The organism is Flavobacterium gawalongense (genome assembly GCF_007097265.1).
Classification (GTDB): domain Bacteria; phylum Bacteroidota; class Bacteroidia; order Flavobacteriales; family Flavobacteriaceae; genus Flavobacterium; species Flavobacterium gawalongense.
Window position 1 is genome coordinate 43449 of record NZ_VJZP01000024.1, and the last position, 21015, is coordinate 64463.

Sequence of the window (21015 nt, forward strand, 5' to 3'; positions counted from 1 at the left end):
TTAAGTAGTTGAAACCAGTTAAAATAGGAGGGATGAGAATAAACATCTTTCTGGATTATCAAAATAAAATATAACCTAATGAATAGTATAATAAAACAAACAGTTATGGCACTTAGAAGTTCAATTTTAGTATTTCTTTTATTAGTTTCAGTGCTAATGAAAGCGCAACAACAACCTTCCATTATTCCAAAACCCGTTGATCTTAAAATGGGAAATGGCTACTTTACGATTGATGGGAATACGGCTATCCAGTACAAGAAATCACAAAAAGACTTAAAAGCAACTGCTGACTTTTTTGCATCCTATATTAAAAATATTTCAGGATTTTCTTTAAAATCAAATAAAGCTGCAGCGAAAAAAGTGGAGTTTGTAATTGAAAAAGACATTCAAGAAGAAGGATATCAGTTAAATGTATCTCCAACTGCTATTGTAATTAAAGCGAGCAGCCCAAAAGGTATTTTTTACGGCATACAATCAATACTGCAAACCTTACCGGCTATACGTACTAATGCGGCTTTGGAAGTACCGGTTATGCAGGTAAATGATTATCCTCGTTTTAAATGGAGAGGAATGCATCTGGATGTAAGTCGCCATTTCTTTGGTCCCGAGATGATAAAAGAATACATTGACTTGATGGCATCTTACAAAATTAATGTGTTTCATTGGCATCTTGTGGACGATCAAGGATGGAGAATTGAAATAAAAAAATATCCAAAACTTACAGAAATAGGTGCTTGGAGAGTAGATAACATTAATTTAAATTGGCGTGAAAGACCACAAGCTAAAGAGGGAGAAAAGCCAACTTACGGAGGTTTTTATACGCAAGATCAAATTAAAGAAATTGTAAAATATGCTGCGGACAGAAATATAACCATTGTACCTGAAATTGAAATGCCGGGCCATGTAGCTTCTGCGATTGCTTCTTATCCGCAATTAAGTTGTACTCAACAACCGCAATTGCCCTTAACAGGAGGTAACTATACCAATATGTCATCTAATTATTGCGCCGGTAATGAAGAGGTTTTTTCTTTTTTACAGGATGTGCTTAGCGAAGTTTTGATACTTTTCCCTTCTACCTATATTCATTTAGGAGGTGATGAGGTAGACAAAGCACCTTGGAAAAAATGTCCCCGCTGTCAGGCAAGAATGAAAGCGGAAGGGCTGAAAGATGAAGATGAGTTGCAGAGTTATTTCATGAAAAGAATGGAGAAGTTTATCATCAGCAACAACAGAAAAATGATTGGCTGGGATGAAATTTTAGAAGGAGGACTTGCTCCTGAAGCAGCTGTTATGAGTTGGCGAGGTGAAGCTGGTGGAATCGAAGCGGCAAAAATGAAACATAATGTAGTAATGACTCCCGGTTCTCCATGTTATTTTGACCATTATCAGGCAGGACCAGAGGGAGAACCTTTTGCTATTGGCGGTTTTAATACCGTAAAAAAAGTATATGACTATGAGCCTATTCCTAAAGAATTAAATGCTGAGGACGAAAAGTATGTGTTAGGTGCTCAGGGTAATGTCTGGACTGAATTTATTACTACTACTGAACATCTGGAATATATGGTGCTTCCTCGAATGGCAGCGTTAGCAGAGGTTATATGGTCTCCAAAAGAAAATAAAAACTGGGATAACTTTAATGAGCGATTGCAGTATCATTTTAAAGGATACGGACAAAAAGGGCTGCGTTATTCTCCTGGTAATTTTACGGTAAACATCAAACCTTCTTCCCAAAACGGACAATTGCTGGTAAATCTTTATTCGGAAGCACTGAACGGAGAAATTCGGTACACGACTGATGGTACAGAGCCAACCCTACAAAGTGAAAAATACGAACAGCCTATAGCTATCAAATCATCTCTTGTGCTAAAAGCATCCACGGTTGTAGATGGCCAGATAAAAGGAGTACAAGCTGCAAAACAAAATTTTGTCATGCATAAAGCTATTGGAAGTTCGGTGAAGTATACCAATCCTGTAAGTGAATATTATTTAGCCGATGGTCCCAACTCTTTAACTGATGGTGTCAGAGGAGGTAATGCTACAGGCAAATATTGGCACGGATTCAGTGGGAATGACATGATTGCAACGGTTGATTTAGGTGAAACAAAACCAATTAAAAATATTTCATTAGGCTTTTTACAAAATTATGGCAGCTGGATTTTTTTACCACAATCCGTGAAATTTGAAGTCTCAACTGATGGAACTGTTTTTACTGAAATAAAAACGATTAACAACCCAATTGATATTAATCAGAAAACGGTATTATATGATTTTAGCGCCGCATTTACACAGCAAAAAGTAAGGTATATTAGAGTAACGGCTAAAAATAATCTTTGTCCTCCGGGTCATAGTGGAGCAGGAAAGTCAGGATGGTTATTTGTAGATGAAATTATAGCAGATTAAGTGAACGCAGCATAAAGGTGCAATTTTCAAAAAGTTATTGTGTAACTTTTTAAACAAATAGTAAATACAAGAAAAAAATAAATGAATAAAGAATATGCATTAGGGTTAGATGTTGGAGGAACTCACATTACTGTGGCAGTTATAGCTATTAATAAAATGAAAGTTCTTGATTTTTCGTTGCATATAGAGTCTTTTGATTCTAATTTACCAGTAGCTGAGGTTATGGATATTTGGGAAAAAGCCATTCGTACTTCATGGAAGAATTCTGGGATAGAAAAGTTGGAAGGATTAGCAATATGTATGCCAGGTCCATTTGATTATGCAAGTGGCATTTGTTGGATAAAAGGGCAAGCTAAATATGAACATTTTTATAGTTTAAATATTCGGGAACTAATTCAAGAAAGGCTTAATTTGTCTAACGATTTACCAATTCTTTTCGATAATGACGCCAATTGTTTTGGTAAAGGAGAATTTTTTAAAAATGCAGAAAATATTTCAAAAAAAGTAATGGCGGTTACCCTTGGTACTGGTCTTGGGGCTTCTTTTATAGATAACGGTAAAGCAATAGATTCAGGAACTCAAGTGCCAACAGATGGCGAGTTATATAACATTCCATTTAAACAGGGAATTGCTGAAGATTATGTGTCTGCTCGGGGGCTTTTATTTCGTTATGAAGCTGTTAGCGGTATAAAAATTAGCAATGGTCTTGAACTTTTTAATCGTGCTAATGATGGAGATGTTTTGGCTATAAAAGTATTCGAGGAAGTAGGAGAGGATTTAGCCGAAATTGTAATTCCGTGGTTAAGGAGTTTTAAAGCTGATAGCTTTATAATTGGTGGTAAAATTGCAAATGCCAGTGTCTATTTCTTGCCGGCTTTTCAACAAAAAATAAAGAATGCAGGTAGTGAAGTCACTGTTTTGGTTTCAACAGATAATGAAATAGCCGCTTTATTGGGGGCTGTAAGTTTACTGTGTAAAATGTAGTATTTTAATATGTTTAACTTGCTAAAAGAAGTGATTTATTCAATTACAATTAAGGTTATTTTTAAACCATATTTGAATTAATATAAAATAGAAAATATGACAAATCGTAGAAATTTTATAAAAACAGCGGCGATTGCTTCTGTAGCTGTGGCATTAAATTCATTCAAAGGGAAACCGGAAGAAGAAAATGATTTTTCATTAAAAAAAGGAAAGAAACCCATTGTGCTTTCTACATGGAATTTTGGAGTACAAGCTAATGCAGCCGCTTGGGAAATATTAAAAAATAAAGGACGTGCTTTAGATGCTGTAGAAGCTGGAGTAAGAGTTCCTGAAGGAGACCCAAAAGAACGAAGTGTGGGTTATGGTGGAAGACCAGATAGAGACGGGCGTGTAACACTCGATGCTTGCATAATGGATGAAAATGCAAATATTGGTTCGGTGGCTTGTTTGGAATATATTAAACATCCCATTTCTGTGGCTCGAGCAGTGATGGAAAAAACGCCTCACGTGATGTTGGTAGGTGATGGTGCTTTGCAGTTTGCTTTGTCACAAGGTTTTAAGAAAGAGAATTTATTGGTCGAAGAATCCGAAAAAGAATGGAAAGAGTGGTTGAAAACCAGTCAATACAAACCCATTGCCAATATCGAAAATCATGATACTATTGGAATGATTGCTTTGGATGCAAGCGGAAATCTTTCAGGTGCCTGTACTACAAGTGGAATGGCCTTCAAAATGCACGGACGTGTGGGTGATTCTCCAATTATTGGGGCAGGATTATATGTTGATAACGAAATTGGAGCCGCCACTGCCACTGGTCATGGTGAAGAAGTGATTCGGATTTCGGGTTGTCATTTGGTTGTAGAATTGATGCGTCAAGGGAAATCACCACAAAAAGCGTGTGAAGAAGCAGTTGCTCGAATTGTAAAATTGACTAAAAATAGAAATAAAGACTTAAAAGAAATTCAAGTTGGTTTTATAGCTTTGAATAAGCAAGGAGAATACGGTGCTTATTGTATACAAGGAGGTTTTAATTACGCCGTTAATGATGAAACTGGGAATCGATTAATTGATGCAGATTATTTTTTAAAATAAATGGAAAAATGTAAACTGGAGATAGCATGTTTTAATCTGCAATCTGTAATTATTGCACAAGAAAATGGTGCAGATAGAGTAGAATTGTGTGCCAATATGAATGAAGGAGGAACAACGCCAGATCTTGAAATAACTAATTTGGCAAAAAAGGAATTATCCATCGATTTGAATGTAATGATTCGGCCTCGTGGTGGAAATTTTGTCTATTCTGATTTTGAATTTGAACAAATGAAATTAGAAATCCTAGCATTCAAAAAGCTAAAAGTTAATGGCTTTGTCTTCGGAATTTTAAAAGAAGATGGAAGTGTTAATAAAGAACAAAACAAGGAATTAGTGGCACTGGCACATCCACTTTCATGTACGTTTCATCGTGCTTTTGATGTGGTAAAAGACGTAAATCAATCGCTTGAATCCGTAATTGAATGCGGTTTTAAAGCCATATTGACTTCTGGGCAAGAAAATAATGTGGTTGAAGGTATTGATGTATTGGCTGAATTAGTTGAAAAAGCCAACAATCGAATTGTTATCATGCCCGGTGGTAGCTTGCGTTCAACTAATATTGAGTTATTAAAAGAAAAGACAAAGGCTATTTTCTATCATTCATCTGCTATAACTGATTCAAGAGAAACGGCAAGTGGCGATGAAGTAAAAGCTTTAAAAGCTAATTTGTAATAATTGTAAAAGCGTAATTTTTTAAAAATATTGTCTTTGATATAGTACATTTGGCACTAAAAACACAACCTACTGCAACTTCTTTATATAGTAAATCTAATGAAACTATACCTTATGTTTATACTAAATTTGTGTGATAAAGTCACACATATATACTAGATTGTAGTACATCCCTGCGGGCTACACTACATCAGGCCTCGACTACGTCGAAGACATGGAAGAACCCTTACAGGGACATACCACATCTTCAATTTGGTCGTCGTCTCGGAAACGGGTAAACCCGGATCGAGACGACGACCAAGTTGAGGCCTGTTAGCAGTAATACTAAAATAGAAACTGAAATGAAGTGAACCAACTAAAAAAGAATATATAATTAATAATTGGAAATGGCCCATTAACCATTTTGATTATTTTAGTAATTATTTCATTTTGTTTATGCCGAATTAGTCTTGTTGTATATTCTAATTTGTATCACCTTTTTTCAAGCCCCGATTAGCTTATAGATTTTTATGTATTATTAAAATTAGTATTTTTGAATTAGAATTAATTTTAAATATTATGACAGTCCGCAATATGTTCCAAAGGATAAAATATGGCACACAGATAACACGGATTGAACGGATTTTGCACAGATTTAAATTTGATTCACCGAGTAAAAAAATCCGTGTAAATCGGTATAATCTGTACAATCTGTGGGCTAATATTTATGCTTTATAAATGTACAAACGACGAAAATTGTATTCGAAATGATTTTAGTCCGCATTACGGATAGTCATATTAAATATTTTCATGGCTATTGGAAAAATTCTCCTTAATAATTATTTCCAAAGGCATGTAATAAGTATTTTCAACATTTTCTTTGAGTATAATTTTTTTATATAAATATTCAACACCCAAATAACCTTGTTGTTCTGGTTTTTGATTTATTAAAAAATCAATAACTCCATCTTTTAGATATTTTACATTTTCCTGCAATAAATCATAACCAACTAATTTAATATGATTTAGTTTGTTTTTATTCAAAAATTTAGCAACAATATATGATCTTGAATTTGGAATAAAAATGGTGTTAATTCCTTCAAACATTTTTACGTTTAGTTGTTTTTGACCGGAGTCTTTCAATCTAATTTCTGAAAACTTAAAGTTTGCAAATTCTTTATGATCTTCAAAAAAAGAGTAGAATCCCTTAATTCGTTGCAGATATACGGAGGTACTTTCTATTTCGCGAGTGATTTTTATTATCAAAACATTATTTTCCAAAGTCGAATTATAACAAACGAGTCTTCCTGCGAGATATCCACTTTGAAAAGCATCTTGACCTATATAGGCAAAACTGTCAACTTCTTTTATATTAGAGTCAATCATGACTACTGGAATATTTTTCTTTTTACATTGATTTAAAAATAAAATTGATTCGTCGTGAAAGATAGGAGCAAATAAAATACCATCATATTTTTGCTCTAATAATTTTGAAGCTATTTTTTTGAATGAATTTGAATTGTATTTGTAAAAATAATAATCTAGAGTAACTCCAAATTTTTCAAATTCATCTTCTGCTCTTTCAATACCATTAATTGGGATTTCCCAATATTCAAGTCCCTCATTTTTAGGTAAGAAAACTGCAAATTTGAACTTTTTGTTAAAAGCGAGATTGCTAGCAAAAATATTTTTTTTATAGCCATATTCTTTTATGATGGCATTAACTTTATCAATGTTCTCTTGTGTAACTTGACCTCGATTATGTATAATCCTATCCACTGTTCCCTCAGAAACAGCAGCAAGCTGAGCAATTTTTTTAATTGTAATAATAATCGTTTAGTTTAAGGTTATGATAAAATTTCACTTTTCATAAGTGAAATCAAAAATAATGTTTTTTTTTAATTTACAAAAGTCTTAATTGTATCATTGGTAAGCAAAAAAATCGATGCTTGTCAATGTATGAATGTTTTTTTATTTTTATTTCTTTAACATAATATAATATTTTTTTGCATGATTGAAATTTTATTATATATTTGCCATATTCCGTGTACGTGCACGAATTGATTTTTATCTTCTTGATATCAATTTAAGAAAGAATAATTTTAAAAATAAATTTGCCATCTTTTTTTTTTAAAGTAGACAAATATATTAAAAAAAACGTGTTCGAACACGTTTTAATTCTTTCTGTAGTTTTTTTATCATTATAGTTTTAAATACAGTTTAAAATAATCGTTTTTGCAGATCAAATAAAAAATTAAATATAATGATTAAGAAAGTTGTAACGCTAGGTGAAATTATGTTGAGATTGTCAACACAAGATCATAAACGTTTTGTCCAGTCTGAAACATTTGATGCTACTTATGGTGGAGCAGAAGCTAATGTTGCAGCTGCTATGTGTAATTATGGATTGCAAGGGACTTTTATTACAAAAGTGCCTGATAACGCGATTGGTCAATCGGCAATTAATCATTTGCGACGTTTTGGTGTAGATACTCAATTTATAGTTAAAGGAGGTAATCGTTTGGGTATTTATTTTTTGGAACCAGGTGCATCTTTGCGAGCCTCGCAGGTTATTTATGATAGAGCAGGATCTTCCATTGTTGATTTTAGTATAGACGAGTTTGATATTGATGCCGTTTTAGAAGGAGCTCAATGGTTTCATACTAGTGGAATTACTCCTGCCTTGAGTAATCAGGCAGCCGCATTAACCGAATCTGTTTTGAAAGCTGCAAAAGCAAAGGGGATTACTACCAGCATCGATATTAATTATAGAAAAAAAATATGGAGTAAAGAAAAAGCGGCTGAGGTATTGGGGAGAATTTGCCAACATGTGGATGTTTGCATTGGAGCTGATACAACTTTGGGTTTTGAACCAAAAGGAAACGATGTTGTAGATGGTAGAATTACTATTGCCGGTTTTAAGGATATTTTCAAACAAATGAAAGAAAAGTTTGGATTCAAATTTATAGCCACTTCATTACGAGAAAGCCATAGCGCGAGTGATAATAGTTTTAGTGCTTTGGTTTATGATGGCACTGAATTTCACGTGACCAAGAAATATGATGTCAGAATTGTTGATCGTGTTGGTACAGGAGACTCTTTTGCAAGCGGTTTAATTTATGGTCTGGTAACGGGTATGTCAACGCAGGATACTGCTGAGTTTGCAGTTGCTGCCAGCGTAATTAAACATACTATTCCTGGGGATCTTAATCACGCGTCTTTAAATGAAGTGTTAGATTTAATGAAAGGTGAAGGAAGTGTTAGGGTTCAACGATAAGAAATACTTTTATGATTATAGATACTCTAGAAAATGCTTCAAAATATTTTAGTATAAACCCTTTTTTTAAAGAAGCATTTGAATTTATCATGGGCCACAGTAATCTTGAAAAAGCAGAAGATGGTACTGTTGGTACTTTTGAAAATTTAAAGGCTTTTGTAGCAACATTCCAAGGGGTATCTAAAGAAACTGGTTTGTCGAAATTTGAATGTCATGATAAGAATATTGATATTCAGTATTGTATATCGGGAAAAGAAACTTTTGGCTGGAAGCCCAGACAGAAATGTGTGATACCTAATGGGGATTATAATCCGGAAAAAGATGTGCGATTTTTTAGTGATGCACCTGATCTGTTTTTCGAATTAGCAAAAGGTCAATTTGTCATTTTTTTTCCAGAGGATGTTCACGCTCCCATGATTGGAGAGAGAGAAATTAAAAAATTAGTAATAAAAATTAAGATATAAACATAAGTAAATGAAAAATATCCAACAAGTAACAGATACCATTGTTCAACAGGGAATATTGCCTTTGTATTTTAATACAGATGAAACAATAAGTGTTGAAGTGCTTAAAGCTATCTATAAAGCAGGAATAAAAGCGGTTGAATATACGCACAGAGGAGATACAGCCTTAAATAACTTTAAAGCACTTGTTAAATTAAGAAATTTAGAAATGCCTGGTTTGTTAATTGGTATTGGTACAATCAAAAATTTAAACCAAGCTAAAGAATATCTTGAAGCAGGAGCTGATTTTATAATAAGCCCTGGTTTTGTTCTCGAAATTGCAAGCTATACACTAAGCAATGATATTTTTTATGGGCCAGGTTGTATGACACCTTCGGATATAATTGCAGCTGAAAATGCTGGAATACGATTCATTAAATTATTTCCCGGCAACATACTAGGAATAGAATTTTTGAATAGTATCAAAGATATTTTTCCAAATCTTTTATTCATGCCTACAGGAGGAGTTGATGCTACTAAAGAAAGTATTGAAGCTTGGTATAAAGCAGGAGTTTGTGCTGTGGGTATGGGTAGTAAACTTATCAGTAAAACAGTAATGGATCAAAAGGAGTATCAATCTATCGAAAATAATACCACTGCAGTTTTACATTTAATTCAAACAATAAAAAACAAATAAATAATATAAGCATGAATGATTTATTCAATTTAAAAGGGAAAGTAGCTTTAATAACAGGAGGAGCAGGGGTTTTAGGAGGTCACATGGGTGAAGTTTTGGCACAATCCGGTGTAATTACTGGTATAATGGGATTATCCATGGCAGAAGCAGATCTTGTAGTGAATAAAATTAACGCTAATGGAGGACAAGCTTTTTCTGTAGTAGCCAATGTATTAGACAAGGATTCCCTTGAAAAAGTAAGAGATTTAATAGTAGAAAGATACGGAAGACTTGATATTTTAATTAATGCCGCAGGAGGAAATATGCCAGGCGCGACTATTGCTCCAGATAAGGCAATTTTTGATATGCTGACAGGTGATTTACAAAAGGTATTAGACTTAAATATTATTGGTACAATGTTACCAACGCAAGTTTATTCTGAAATTTTTGCTAAACAAAAACAAGGAGTAATTATCAATATATCTTCAGCTTCGGCACAACGTCCTTTGACTCGTGTTGTGGGATATTCTGCATCAAAAGCTGCTGTCGATAATTTTACTAAATGGATGGCTGTGGAAATGGCAACTAAATTTGGAGAAGGAATACGTGTTAATGCCATTGCACCAGGATTTTTTATTGGAGAACAAAATAGAGCTCTATTATTAGAATCGGATGGTAGTTTGACAACCAGAGGAGAGAAAATTATTGATCAAACTCCAATGCGACGATTTGGTGTGCCAGATGATTTAAGCGGAACATTAATTTGGCTGTGCAGTGATGCTTCTAAATTTGTTACGGGTATTAGTGTAAATGTAGATGGTGGATTTGGAGTATCAAGTATATAAATAAAGTAAATAATAATATATAAAATATAAGCAAATGGAACAAACATGGAGATGGTTCGGTCCTAATGATTCAGTAAAATTATCAGATATAGCACAAGCGGGTGCAACTGGGGTTGTAACTGCATTACATCATATTCCCAATGGAGAAGTATGGGAAATAGTGGATATTCTGGAAAGAAAGCGAACAATTACATTTAAAAATGCAGAAGTAGACAATACTTTAACGGGTCTTCAATGGTCTGTTGTGGAGAGTATACCAGTACACGAGGACATTAAAAAACAAACAGGAAATTACCTTCAATATATTGAAAACTATAAGCAAAGTATCAAAAACCTTGCTGCTTGTGGAATATATACGGTATGCTATAATTTCATGCCCGTATTGGATTGGTCCAGAACCGATTTGGCTTATGAAATGCCTGATGGGTCAAAAGCATTGCGATTTGATATTAATGAATTTACAGCTTTTGATTTATTCATTCTTAAAAGACCAGATGCAGAAAAAGAGTATTCAGCAGAACGAATTGCTGCTGCTACTGCTTGTTTTAAAGCATTGAGCGAAGCTGACAAAGTGAAACTACAACAAAATATTCTTGCGGGTTTACCTGGTGCCGAGGAAGCGTATAGTGTCCAAGAATTTCTGACAGTTTTAGACGGTTATAAGAACATTGACGGTGCTAAACTAAAAGCAAATCTTTATTATTTCTTGAAAGAAATCATCCCGGTTGCCGAAAGTGTTCATGTAAAAATGGCAATCCATCCTGATGATCCTCCATTTCCAATCCTTGGTTTACCAAGAGTAGTAAGTACGGAAGCCGATTTAATTGAAATGTTAGCAGTTGTAGATTCTCCTTCAAATGGTTTTACCATGTGCACAGGTTCTTATGGTGTAAGACCAGATAATGATCTTGCCGGTATGATTGATCGTCATGGTGATAAAATGAATTTTATTCATTTGAGAAGTACCAAAAGAGAAAGCGACGGAAGTTTTTTTGAAGCGAACCATTTAGAAGGTAATGTGGATATGTATGCTGTTGTAAAAGCGATTATCAAGAAACAAAAAGAAACAAACAATATAATCCCAATGCGTCCTGACCACGGACATCAGATGTTGGATGATTTAAATAAAAAAACAAACCCAGGCTATTCAGCAATTGGTCGTTTGAGAGGTCTTGCCGAGTTGCGAGGTTTAGAAATGGGAATTGAAAAAAGTCTATTTAATTAAAATATTTATGTCTAAAAAAATATTTATTTCAGACGATTTTTTGTTGAATAATCCTTCAGCAATAGCACTTTATAACGAATATGCTAAAACGCAGCCTATTCTGGACTACCACAATCATTTGTCTCCAAAAGATATAGCCGAAGATCGCCAGTTTGAAAATATTACCCAGATTTGGATTGAAGGGGATCACTATAAATGGAGGGCCATGCGAGCAAACGGAATTGATGAAAAATATATTACAGGTGATGCAACTGATTTGGAGAAATTCAAAAAGTGGGCAGAAACAGTTCCATATACCTTAAGGAATCCTTTGTATCATTGGACACACATGGAATTAAAAATATATTTTGGAATAGAGGAACTTTTAAATGCCGAAAATGCCGAAACTATTTTTAATACCTGTTCAGCCTTATTACAGACTCCAGATTTTAGCGTCAAAAATTTATTGCGCAAAATGAATGTACTTGTAGTAGGAACTACTGATGATCCCACAGATGATTTACGCTATCATAAAAAAATTCAGGACGATAAATTTGAAATAACGGTTGTTCCTACTTTTAGGCCTGATAAAGCTGTTAATATTGAGAATAGAATTGAATTTATTGGTTGGATTGATAAACTTGAAAAAAGTGTTGGCTATGTTATCAATAATTTTGAATCTTTTGTAAATGCTATTCAAATGCGTCATGATTTCTTTCACGAAATGGGTTGTCGTATATCTGATCACGGACATGCAACTTATTATGCTTCAGATTTCACAGCAGATAAGGTTGCTGTAATTTTTGATAAAGCAAGGGAAGGGAAAAAGCTTAGTGATTTAGAAATAGACAAATACAAATCAGCAATGCTTTTGAAATTAGCATTAATGAATAATGAAAAATCCTGGACACAACAGTTTCATGTGGGTGCTATTCGAAATAATAATAGTAGGATGAATCAGATGCTGGGTCCTGACAACGGTTTTGATTCTGTTGGATCTCCAAATACTGCCGAAAAAATGTCTCGATTTTTCGATACACTTAATCTGGCTAACGGGTTAACAAAAACTATTGTTTATAATCTCAATTCGAGTGAAAGCGAGATGGTGGCTGCAATGGTTGCTAACTTTAATGAGGCGCCAATTCCTGGAAAAATGCAATATGGAGCTGCTTGGTGGTTTTTAGATCAAAAGCAAGGAATAGAAAATCAGTTAAATGTATTGTCGAATTTTGGGTTGCTGAGCAGATTTGTCGGAATGGTTACCGATTCAAGAAGTTTTATGTCTTTTTCACGTCATGATTATTTCCGTCGTATCCTTTGCAATAAGCTTGGGCATGAAATTGAAAATGGTGAGTTGCCCGACGATAGTGCTTTGATTGGAAATATAATCGAGAATATTTGTTATAATAATGCATTTAAATATTTAAATTTAATTCTAAATGGACATAAAAATTAAAAATTACCGTTGGACAATTTGCGGGCTTTTGTTTTTTGCTACAACAGTGAACTATCTGGACAGGCAAGTACTTAGTCTATTGGCCCCTGCTTTATCGAAAGAATTCAACTGGTCTAATACTGATTATGCTAATATTACTGCGGTATTTCAGTTTGTGTATGCCGTCTCTATGCTTTTTGCAGGAAGAATTATAGATAGATTAGGTACAAAATGGGGATATATCCTTGCTATTAGTATTTGGTCAATTGGGGCCATAATGCACGCCTTTTCAATCGCTATTGGAAGTGTTTTTACTAATGTATTGGCATGGGTAGGTATTACGGCGGTTCCTATATCAATTGCAGGATTTATGGTATCTAGAGCAGTTTTAGGTTTTGGAGAATCTGGAAATTTTCCGGCTGCTATAAAAGTGACAGCGGAATATTTTCCAAAAAAGGAGCGTGCTTTGGCAACAGGTATATTCAATTCAGGTTCAAATGTTGGTGCTATATTAGCACCATTAACGGTTCCATGGATTGCTGTTCATTGGGGATGGCAAAGTGCCTTTATAGCAGTTGGTGCAATAGGTTTTTTATGGATTTTATTTTGGAATGCTTTATATGAAAAACCTGAAAATCAAAAGAAGTTGTCCAAAGAAGAATTTGATTATATAGCCAGCGAAAATGACACCACTATTATTCAGATAGTCGAAACAGAAGAAAAGGTTGCTTGGATTAAATTATTAGGTTACCGTCAAACTTGGGCCTTTGTAATTGGAAAATTTTTGACAGATGGTGTTTGGTGGTTCTTTTTATTTTGGTTGCCAAAATATCTACAAGCAGAGTTTAACATGGTAGGCACCGCTATCGTTTTACCCTTAGCGGTTTTATACAGTATGACAATGATTGGTAGTATTGGAGGAGGTTGGTTTCCTGTTTATTTTATTAATAAAGGTTTTACACCTTATGATGGCAGAATGAAAGCCATGTTAATCATTGCCTTAATTCCGCTAGTGGTGCTATTGGCACAACCGTTAGGATATATTAGTTTTTGGATTCCAGTAATACTGATAGGTTTAGGAGCTTCGGCACATCAGGCTTGGTCTGCTAATATTTTTACTACTGTATCCGATATGTTCCCCAAAAAAACCATAGGTTCTGTGGTTGGAATCGGAGGTATGGCTGGAGGAATAGGAGGGGTTTTAGTTACAAAAGTTGCTGGGGCTTTATTCGATCATTATGAGACTTTAGGAGAAATTAAAACTGGTTATACCCTTGTGTTTATTTTTTGTGCCACAGCTTATTTGTTGGCTTGGTCAATAATGAAGATGTTGGTTCCTAAATATGCTCCTATACAGGATTTATAATTCTGGATTCTTTACTTTTATATTAAAAAAAAAGAAGCTTGTCGTGGTTACCATGTGGCACATCTCTAAAGAGTATCCAACCTTGGATAATTGAGAAAAATTTTTGAAGACCAATCCAAAAAGTTGTGATGTCTGGTTTTCTTTCAGATAGATAGCCTTTCCATCCACCTAATCTAGCAATAACCCATATATATCGTTTTAAATCAGACGATTTATATGGGTTTTTCAATTTTTCGGTTTTGCCTTCTAATTGTTTCATTTGTAATTCCAAACATTCTATTTCTTCTTCAGAAAAGCAACTTCTAGGTTCTGTTTCTTCCTCTGTCGCATAGGCAATTTGCATAATGAATAGTTTTATAATGGTTTTCAACATCATTAAAGTTAGCTTTCGTATAGCCTTTCCTTGTGAGAGTTCACTCGCTTCTATGGTTATTTTTGTAAAACGAACCTCTATTTTGGCTGTTCGCTTGCGCATCTTTTTTCTTTTATCTCCTTCTAATTCAATTGTGTATATTCCTTGAAGTGGTTGAGAACTTAGATAATCGAACAGTTTGATTTTATTACCCAAAATTCGATTAAATCGTGACCTAATCAGCAAATGTGTTTTATTGCCAGGCACAAGGCATAACTGCTCATAAATATCACCCTCTCTGTCTTGAATAATGATTATTTCTTTGGCTTTTTGTAGTGTTTTCTTTGTTTTAATAGAAGAAACGATCCATTTATAGGACTCTTTTTCTTCAATGGGTATGCTGTTATGAATGTATGTTTCTTTTTAGGAGGCAGTTCATGTTCTCTATTCCAAATTTTTATATCTGAAAAACCGTAAGGCATCAAAGTATCAGTATCGAGAACATAACTAGGGTGAATGTAAAAACCAAGACGTCTTTCATTTGCAATTGGTATAGCCTATAAATTCATACTTTTTTATTCGATTTCTATGGTTGTAGAGGTTTATTTCGCTAGTGTCCTGAATGTACAATACGGTTTTATCTTCGATACAACTGGTGCAATTAGAAGCCATATTTCTCACAATATCTTGTTCACTAACATTAACATTATCGTTTCGTAGAAAACAATACATCGCTTTGGTTTCGGAGTCGCTTTCTGCTAATTGTCTTATCGAATAAATACTATTAACAAACAAGCGATTGAGAATAGAATTACCTCTATTCAACAATTACTTGTCTTTTAAATTTTCAAAATATCTTGTCTGCACTTTTTTCAAATATATCAAAAATATTTGTGTCGAGACGGTAGCTATTAATGGCTTTTTTTTATTGTCTCATTTTTAGAAAAATAACAATATTATACTTGTTTGTATCTTAAGATTAGATTTTAGAAGGAGATATTTGAAACTCTTTCTTGTTACCTTTTGAGTTAAAATGCCTTCTTTTTATTGAGCCATAATTGTTTAGTAGAAAATAAAGATTGAATATTAATTATTAATAGATTTAATGTGCGTTTATAGTTACAAATTAATCATTTTAGGGATCGTTTAATTAAAATTAATATTTTTTTTAGAAAGAAAAAAATATATTTTTTGTTACGATATTATCGCTAAATATCTTTTTTTAAGATATAAAAATGATATATAAGTGTATAATTGTGTATAAAATTACATATAATTAAATTTTATTTTTATTTTTTGAATAATTAATGATTTTATTTTTTATATCAAAAAATATGACTTATGTTTGCGTACACGGTTTTAATTTTAGCTTTTTTAAAAATTTCGTGTGCCCACACGAAATAAATTAAAAAATAAATTTAATTCAACAACAACCAAAAAAAATAATATTAAACCAAAAAAATTATGAAAAAAACAATTTTTATGTTGCTCTTAGTTTTCTCTACTGTTATTTATGGCCAATCTGAAAAAATAAAAATTTCAGGTAAAATAGTAGATGAAAATAATCAACCGCTACCTGGGGCCTCTATTCTTATTAAAGGCACAAATAATGGAGCGGCTACTGACTTTGAAGGGGCGTATGCTATACTGGCTAATACAGGTTCTACATTGGTATTTACCTTTATTGGTTACGATCAGAAAGAAATTGTAGTTGGTAATCAAACGGCTATTGATGTAAAGCTAAGTCCTACTAATAACACTTTAGATGAAGTTGTTGTTGTAGGGTATGGTACACAGAAAAAGTCGGATGTGACAGGGTCTGTTACTTCTTTATCAAAAGAGCGACTTTCTCAACTTCCCGTTACCAATGTACTACAATCTGTTCAAGGTGCCGTTGCCGGGGTAAATGTAACTCAGAGTTCATCTGCTCCTGGAAGTGGAACTTCTGCCCAAATTCGAGGGGCGAGTTCTATTAGTGCTTCTACAGGGCCTTTTATTGTTTTGGATGGTATGCCATTTAGCACTACAGGTGGATCTTTAAATGATATTAATCCTAATGATATTGAATCTTTGGAAATATTGAAAGATGCTTCGGCAGTCGCGATTTATGGAACCAGGGGATCAAATGGTGTTATTTTGATTACTACCAAAAAAGGAAAATCAGGAAAACCAGTTATAAAATTCAACACTTATGCAGGTATTGAAGAGTTTTCTAATAGAATAAATCCTTTGGGACCAGCTGAATATGTGCAAAAATATGCAGACTGGAAGACACAGTCCGGATCTAAGGATACGAATGTTTTACCGAATCTTTTTGAGCAACAAAACTATGCAAATGGAGTAGTTACCGATTGGATTGATCAGGTGGATCAACTAGGGAAAATTCAAAATTATAATGTGAGTATCTCTGGAGGCAGCGAAAGTGTTAAGTACTATATTTCAGGGGATCTATTGGAGCAAAAAGGAGTGTTGAAAGGGTATAATTTTCAACGTGGGAGTCTTCGATCAAATATTAATGCCAAAATAACACCTTATTTAGACGGAGGAGTAAATTTATTTTTGACAAACAATAATTATGACGGTGGCCATACTAATTTAACTTTGGCAGGCAGAATGAGTCCTTATGGTACTCTTTATGATGCAAATGGAGATTATGAAGTGTTTCCAATGTTTGGAGAACTTTTATACAGAAGCCCATTGGCTAGGTTGAATAGCCCTCGTAACGACAGAAACCAAAATATTACAGCGAATGCTTTTTTTGATTTAAGCCCAGATTTTTTACCGGGATTTAAATACAAATTAAATGTAGGATATACTTTGGTTCCGACTCAGTTTCAAAGTTATTTAGGCAGAAAAACGGGAGATTTATTAGGTACGGCTATGATATCGAATAGCGAAACAAGAAGTATGACCGTTGAGAATATATTTAATTACAACAAAAGCTGGAAAGATCACAGTATAGCGATTACCGGACTTTATAGTGCGCAACAAACCGATTTCTTTTCGTCTACTACATCCGCTTCAGGATTTATTAATGATCAGTTGGCTTTCAATAATCTATCGACTGCATCTTCTACGTCTGCAAGTTCTCAGGGATATAAGTCAAATCTTTTGTCACAAATGTTAAGAGTAAATTACTCCTATGCCAGTAAGTATCTTTTTACCGCTACAGCAAGGAGAGACGGTTACTCCGCTTTTGGATCTAATTCTTCAAAATATGGTTTGTTCCCTTCGGTAGCATTAGGTTGGAATATCTCGAAAGAAAAGTTTTTAGAAAATTCGGATTTTGTTAGTAATCTGAAATTAAGAGCTTCTTATGGACTTTCAGGAAATCAGGCAATTAATCCAAACGTGACTTCATCAACTGCGACTACTGTCAGATTGCCTTTCAATGGTGTTAGTACCGTAGGTGTTGTAGCCAATGTATTGGGTAATAAAGATCTTACCTGGGAAAGTACCCTTGGAACTAATGTTGGGTTAGATTTTGAATTGTTAAACAAAAGGATTTCCGGAACTATTGATGGGTACAGTACAAATACCAAAGATTTATTGTTATTACGCGCAATACCAGTTGTAACGGGTTATAGTCAGGTATTCCAAAATTTAGGTGAAGTGTCTAATAAAGGGTTGGAGATTTCGCTAAAAGCTACGGTTCTTAATAATGGGAATTTTAGATGGGAGACCAGTGCCAATTTTGCGACTAATAAAAACAAAATTGTTGATTTATACGGCGATAAAAAAGATGACATCGGTAATAGATGGTTCATAGGTAAGCCAATAGGTGTGGTGTATGATTACAAACAAGTAGGAGTATGGCAGGTAGGAGAAGATCCTTCAGGAGTAGACCCTTCAGCTAAACCGGGAGATTTAAAATTTGCCGATACCGATGGAAGCGGAACTATTACTCCGGCTGACAGAGTTGTTTTAGGCCAGACTAGTCCAAAATGGACAGGAGGGATTACCAATACTTTCCATTATAAAGATTTCCATTTAAATGTTTTCATTCAAACAGCGCAAGGAATTACTAAAAGCAATAACTTGTTGGATTATAGAGATTTTGGAGGCAGAGAAAATTTACCTTCAGGAATTGGGTATTGGACAGCAGCAAATCAGAATAATTCAAGACCTGCACTTTCTTATACCAATACAAGAGACTATAATTATCCAAAAGACGCCAGTTATACAAGGCTAAAAGATGTAACTCTAAGTTATGTAGCCAATACTAAAGTACTTGATAAATTAAATTTAGGAGGATTAACAATATATATGAGCGGTAGAAACCTTGTAACCTGGACCAAATGGTTTGGATGGGATCCAGAGGCTGATTTTGATAAAAGTTATGCATTCGACACGAATAGTTATCCTTTGACTCGTGTGTTTACAATTGGTACTAATATCACTCTAAAATAAGTAATAACTTTTAATAACTTTTAAAATGAAAAATAAAATATATATGGTTAGTCTTCTGATTTTAATGGGAGTTAGCTCTTGTCAGAATGATTATTTAGATGAAAAATTATATTCAAGTTATGATCCTACAGAACTCAATGATGAGCTGGGATTAAATGCTGCCCTGGTTGGTTTGCAAAACCAATATTCAGCCTGGCACACATTTTTGTCTTTACCTAATGCGACAGGTCAGGGCTGGTTGGGCTGTTGGCAAATCGGTACTGATGTTGCCTATAATAAGTCTCCGGCAGACTTAGATCCATGGTGTGTTCCTTTTACTGATTATGCGAATCTTACCGCTACAGATCCGGCAGTATCATATGCATGGAAATGGGCATATAAAATTATTAATAATTCAAATTCAGTTATTGCTGCCCTTGATAATCCTAAAACGGTTTTAGCTCAGGCTGCTAAAGATAAGATAGCCGGAGAGGCTAAGTTTTACAGAGGATTGGCTTATAATACTCTGGTAACTCTTTTTGGTAAAGTGCCATTGATTACAGTTCCGGTCAGTGGACCAAAGACTGATTTTGTAAGAGCAGATCTAGCCGAATTGAACCAACTTATTGTGGATGATTTAGTATTTGCAAAAACAAATTTGCCTACAGTCAACAATGTTAGTAGCAATGTAAAAGGAAAGATGTACTCAAGAGCCCATTCAGCAATGGCTTCCCAAGTATTAGCTGAAGCTTATCTTAGGATGGGAAAAAATGATCTTGCCGAAGCAGCCTGTGACGCCATTATAAATAGCGGCGATTTCAGTTTGGTAAACCAAAGATATGGTATCAAAGCAAATCAGCCTGGAGATCCATTTGCCGATATGTTTATCTATGGTAACCAAAGGAGATCTCAAGGAAACAAAGAGGCAATCTGGGTATTAGAGATTGAAAATCCATCATCAGTGGTAGGGGGTACAGGATCAAGTTTGCCTGCAGGAACAACCGATGAAATTGGATTTCCACAACACCGAAGAGTTTGGGGATCCCGCTACCACCAACAAAAAGGGATGTTGCTTAGCGATTCTTTGGGAGGAAGAGGAATCAGCAGGATTGCCTTGACAAATTGGGTATTGAACAGTCTTTATTCCCCTGGTGACATGCGAAATTCAAAATACAATCTAAGAAGAGATTATTACTATAATGACCCGACATTTGCAAAGTTTGGGCAAAAAGTAGATATCAATGATCCATCGGTGAATACCGAGCGATTTATTGTGCCTCAAACTAATAAGTGGAATCAATTTGATCCTAAAGATCCCTTTGGATCAGCTATGATAAAAGATATCATTATCATGCGATTGGGAGAGACCTACTTGCTAAAAGCAGAAGCTCAGTTTAAACAAGGAAAACTTTCAGAAGCAGCTCAGACAATCAATATTTTGAGAAGCCGTGCTAATGCCGCTCCAATTACTGGTGCCGATATTACGATAGATTTTATTCTTGATGAAAGAGCAAGAGAACTTCTGGCCGAAGAAAATCGTAGAATGACTTTGATGCGTACCGGTCAACTTTTAAATAGAGTAGTGGGCAGAGGTCAAAAAATTACGGGAATTAGTGCCACTAATTTATTATTGCCGATTCCTCAAACGGAAATTAATTTGAATAAAGATGCCGTTTTAGATCAAAATCCTGGATATTAAAAGTTATTTAATTAAAACGAAACAGATTTAAATTGTTTCGTTTTAATTATTAAAAATCTAATAAAATGATCAAAAAAAATATTTTTTCACTTGACAATAAAGTGATTGTTGTTACGGGAGGTACAGGTGTTTTGGGAGGCCATTTTGTAAATGCAATTGTTCAAGCCGGAGGTATTGCAATTATATTGGGATTGAATGAAGA

General features: G+C 34.3%; 16 protein-coding genes. 13 read left to right on the plus strand and 3 right to left on the minus strand.

What is annotated here, in order from left to right:
* The first annotated feature begins 78 nt into the window (after positions 1-78).
* The 4 genes from FNW38_RS12595 (at position 79) to FNW38_RS12610 (ending at position 5148) form a co-directional block, all read left to right on the plus strand.
* A complete protein-coding gene (locus FNW38_RS12595) occupies positions 79-2400 on the plus strand; it encodes a glycoside hydrolase family 20 protein (RefSeq protein WP_218043836.1) in 2322 nt (773 codons plus the stop codon).
* An 81-nt stretch (positions 2401-2481) separates the two neighbouring features.
* Positions 2482-3384: an ROK family protein gene (locus FNW38_RS12600; protein ID WP_143388599.1), complete on the plus strand. Its 903-nt coding sequence runs from the start codon at positions 2482-2484 to the stop codon at positions 3382-3384.
* Positions 3385-3480: 96 nt separating this feature from the next.
* Positions 3481-4476, plus strand: a complete 996-nt coding sequence (locus FNW38_RS12605) for an isoaspartyl peptidase/L-asparaginase family protein (protein ID WP_144064974.1) — start codon at positions 3481-3483, stop codon at positions 4474-4476.
* Entirely contained in the window at positions 4477-5148 is a 672-nt protein-coding gene (locus FNW38_RS12610; RefSeq protein WP_144064973.1) for a copper homeostasis protein CutC, read from the plus strand. It abuts the gene before it with no gap.
* A gap of 777 nt (positions 5149-5925) precedes the next feature.
* Here FNW38_RS12610 and FNW38_RS12615 read toward each other — a convergent pair.
* Positions 5926-6960, minus strand: coding sequence for a substrate-binding domain-containing protein (locus FNW38_RS12615; RefSeq protein ID WP_317130175.1), 1035 nt, complete (start codon positions 6958-6960; stop codon positions 5926-5928).
* 430 nt (positions 6961-7390) lie between these two features.
* Between FNW38_RS12615 and FNW38_RS12620 the strand changes: the two genes are divergently transcribed.
* The 7 genes from FNW38_RS12620 to FNW38_RS12650 are packed head-to-tail and all read left to right on the plus strand — an operon-like array spanning position 7391 to position 14373.
* Positions 7391-8404 carry a sugar kinase gene (locus FNW38_RS12620; RefSeq protein WP_143386337.1) on the plus strand — a complete coding sequence of 338 codons (1014 nt, stop codon included), beginning with the start codon at positions 7391-7393 and terminating at the stop codon, positions 8402-8404.
* An 11-nt stretch (positions 8405-8415) separates the two neighbouring features.
* Positions 8416-8868 (plus strand): YhcH/YjgK/YiaL family protein, encoded by a 453-nt coding sequence (locus FNW38_RS12625; protein WP_144065067.1) that lies wholly within the window; start codon positions 8416-8418, stop codon positions 8866-8868.
* A gap of 10 nt (positions 8869-8878) precedes the next feature.
* Entirely contained in the window at positions 8879-9544 is a 666-nt protein-coding gene (locus tag FNW38_RS12630; protein ID WP_144065068.1) for a beta/alpha barrel domain-containing protein, read from the plus strand.
* 11 nt (positions 9545-9555) lie between these two features.
* Positions 9556-10368 (plus strand): SDR family oxidoreductase, encoded by an 813-nt coding sequence (locus FNW38_RS12635; RefSeq protein WP_144065069.1) that lies wholly within the window; start codon positions 9556-9558, stop codon positions 10366-10368.
* Between the two features lie 34 nt (positions 10369-10402).
* The gene (uxuA, locus tag FNW38_RS12640; protein WP_144065070.1) at positions 10403-11593 is read left to right on the plus strand and encodes a mannonate dehydratase; all 1191 of its coding nucleotides are present in this window, start codon (positions 10403-10405) and stop codon (positions 11591-11593) included.
* 7 nt (positions 11594-11600) lie between these two features.
* Positions 11601-13028 (plus strand): glucuronate isomerase, encoded by a 1428-nt coding sequence (uxaC, locus tag FNW38_RS12645; protein ID WP_144065071.1) that lies wholly within the window; start codon positions 11601-11603, stop codon positions 13026-13028.
* A complete protein-coding gene (locus tag FNW38_RS12650) occupies positions 13012-14373 on the plus strand; it encodes an MFS transporter (protein ID WP_144065072.1) in 1362 nt (453 codons plus the stop codon). The genes uxaC and FNW38_RS12650 overlap by 17 nt, the downstream gene beginning before the upstream one ends.
* Before the next feature lie 22 nt (positions 14374-14395).
* Here FNW38_RS12650 and FNW38_RS12655 read toward each other — a convergent pair whose 3' ends face one another.
* Both FNW38_RS12655 and FNW38_RS12660 read right to left on the minus strand, forming a co-directional pair.
* Entirely contained in the window at positions 14396-14941 is a 546-nt protein-coding gene (locus tag FNW38_RS12655) for a hypothetical protein (protein ID WP_144065073.1), read from the minus strand.
* Positions 14942-15262: 321 nt separating this feature from the next.
* Complete coding sequence (locus FNW38_RS12660) at positions 15263-15553, minus strand: hypothetical protein (RefSeq protein WP_144065074.1); 291 nt, start codon at positions 15551-15553, stop codon at positions 15263-15265.
* A 636-nt stretch (positions 15554-16189) separates the two neighbouring features.
* On the opposite strand from FNW38_RS12660, the gene FNW38_RS12665 reads away from it, so the two are divergent.
* Positions 16190-19135, plus strand: coding sequence for a SusC/RagA family TonB-linked outer membrane protein (locus FNW38_RS12665; protein WP_218043837.1), 2946 nt, complete (start codon positions 16190-16192; stop codon positions 19133-19135).
* A 25-nt stretch (positions 19136-19160) separates the two neighbouring features.
* Positions 19161-20813, plus strand: a complete 1653-nt coding sequence (locus FNW38_RS12670) for a RagB/SusD family nutrient uptake outer membrane protein (protein WP_144065075.1) — start codon at positions 19161-19163, stop codon at positions 20811-20813.
* Positions 20814-21015: the final 202 nt, after the last annotated feature.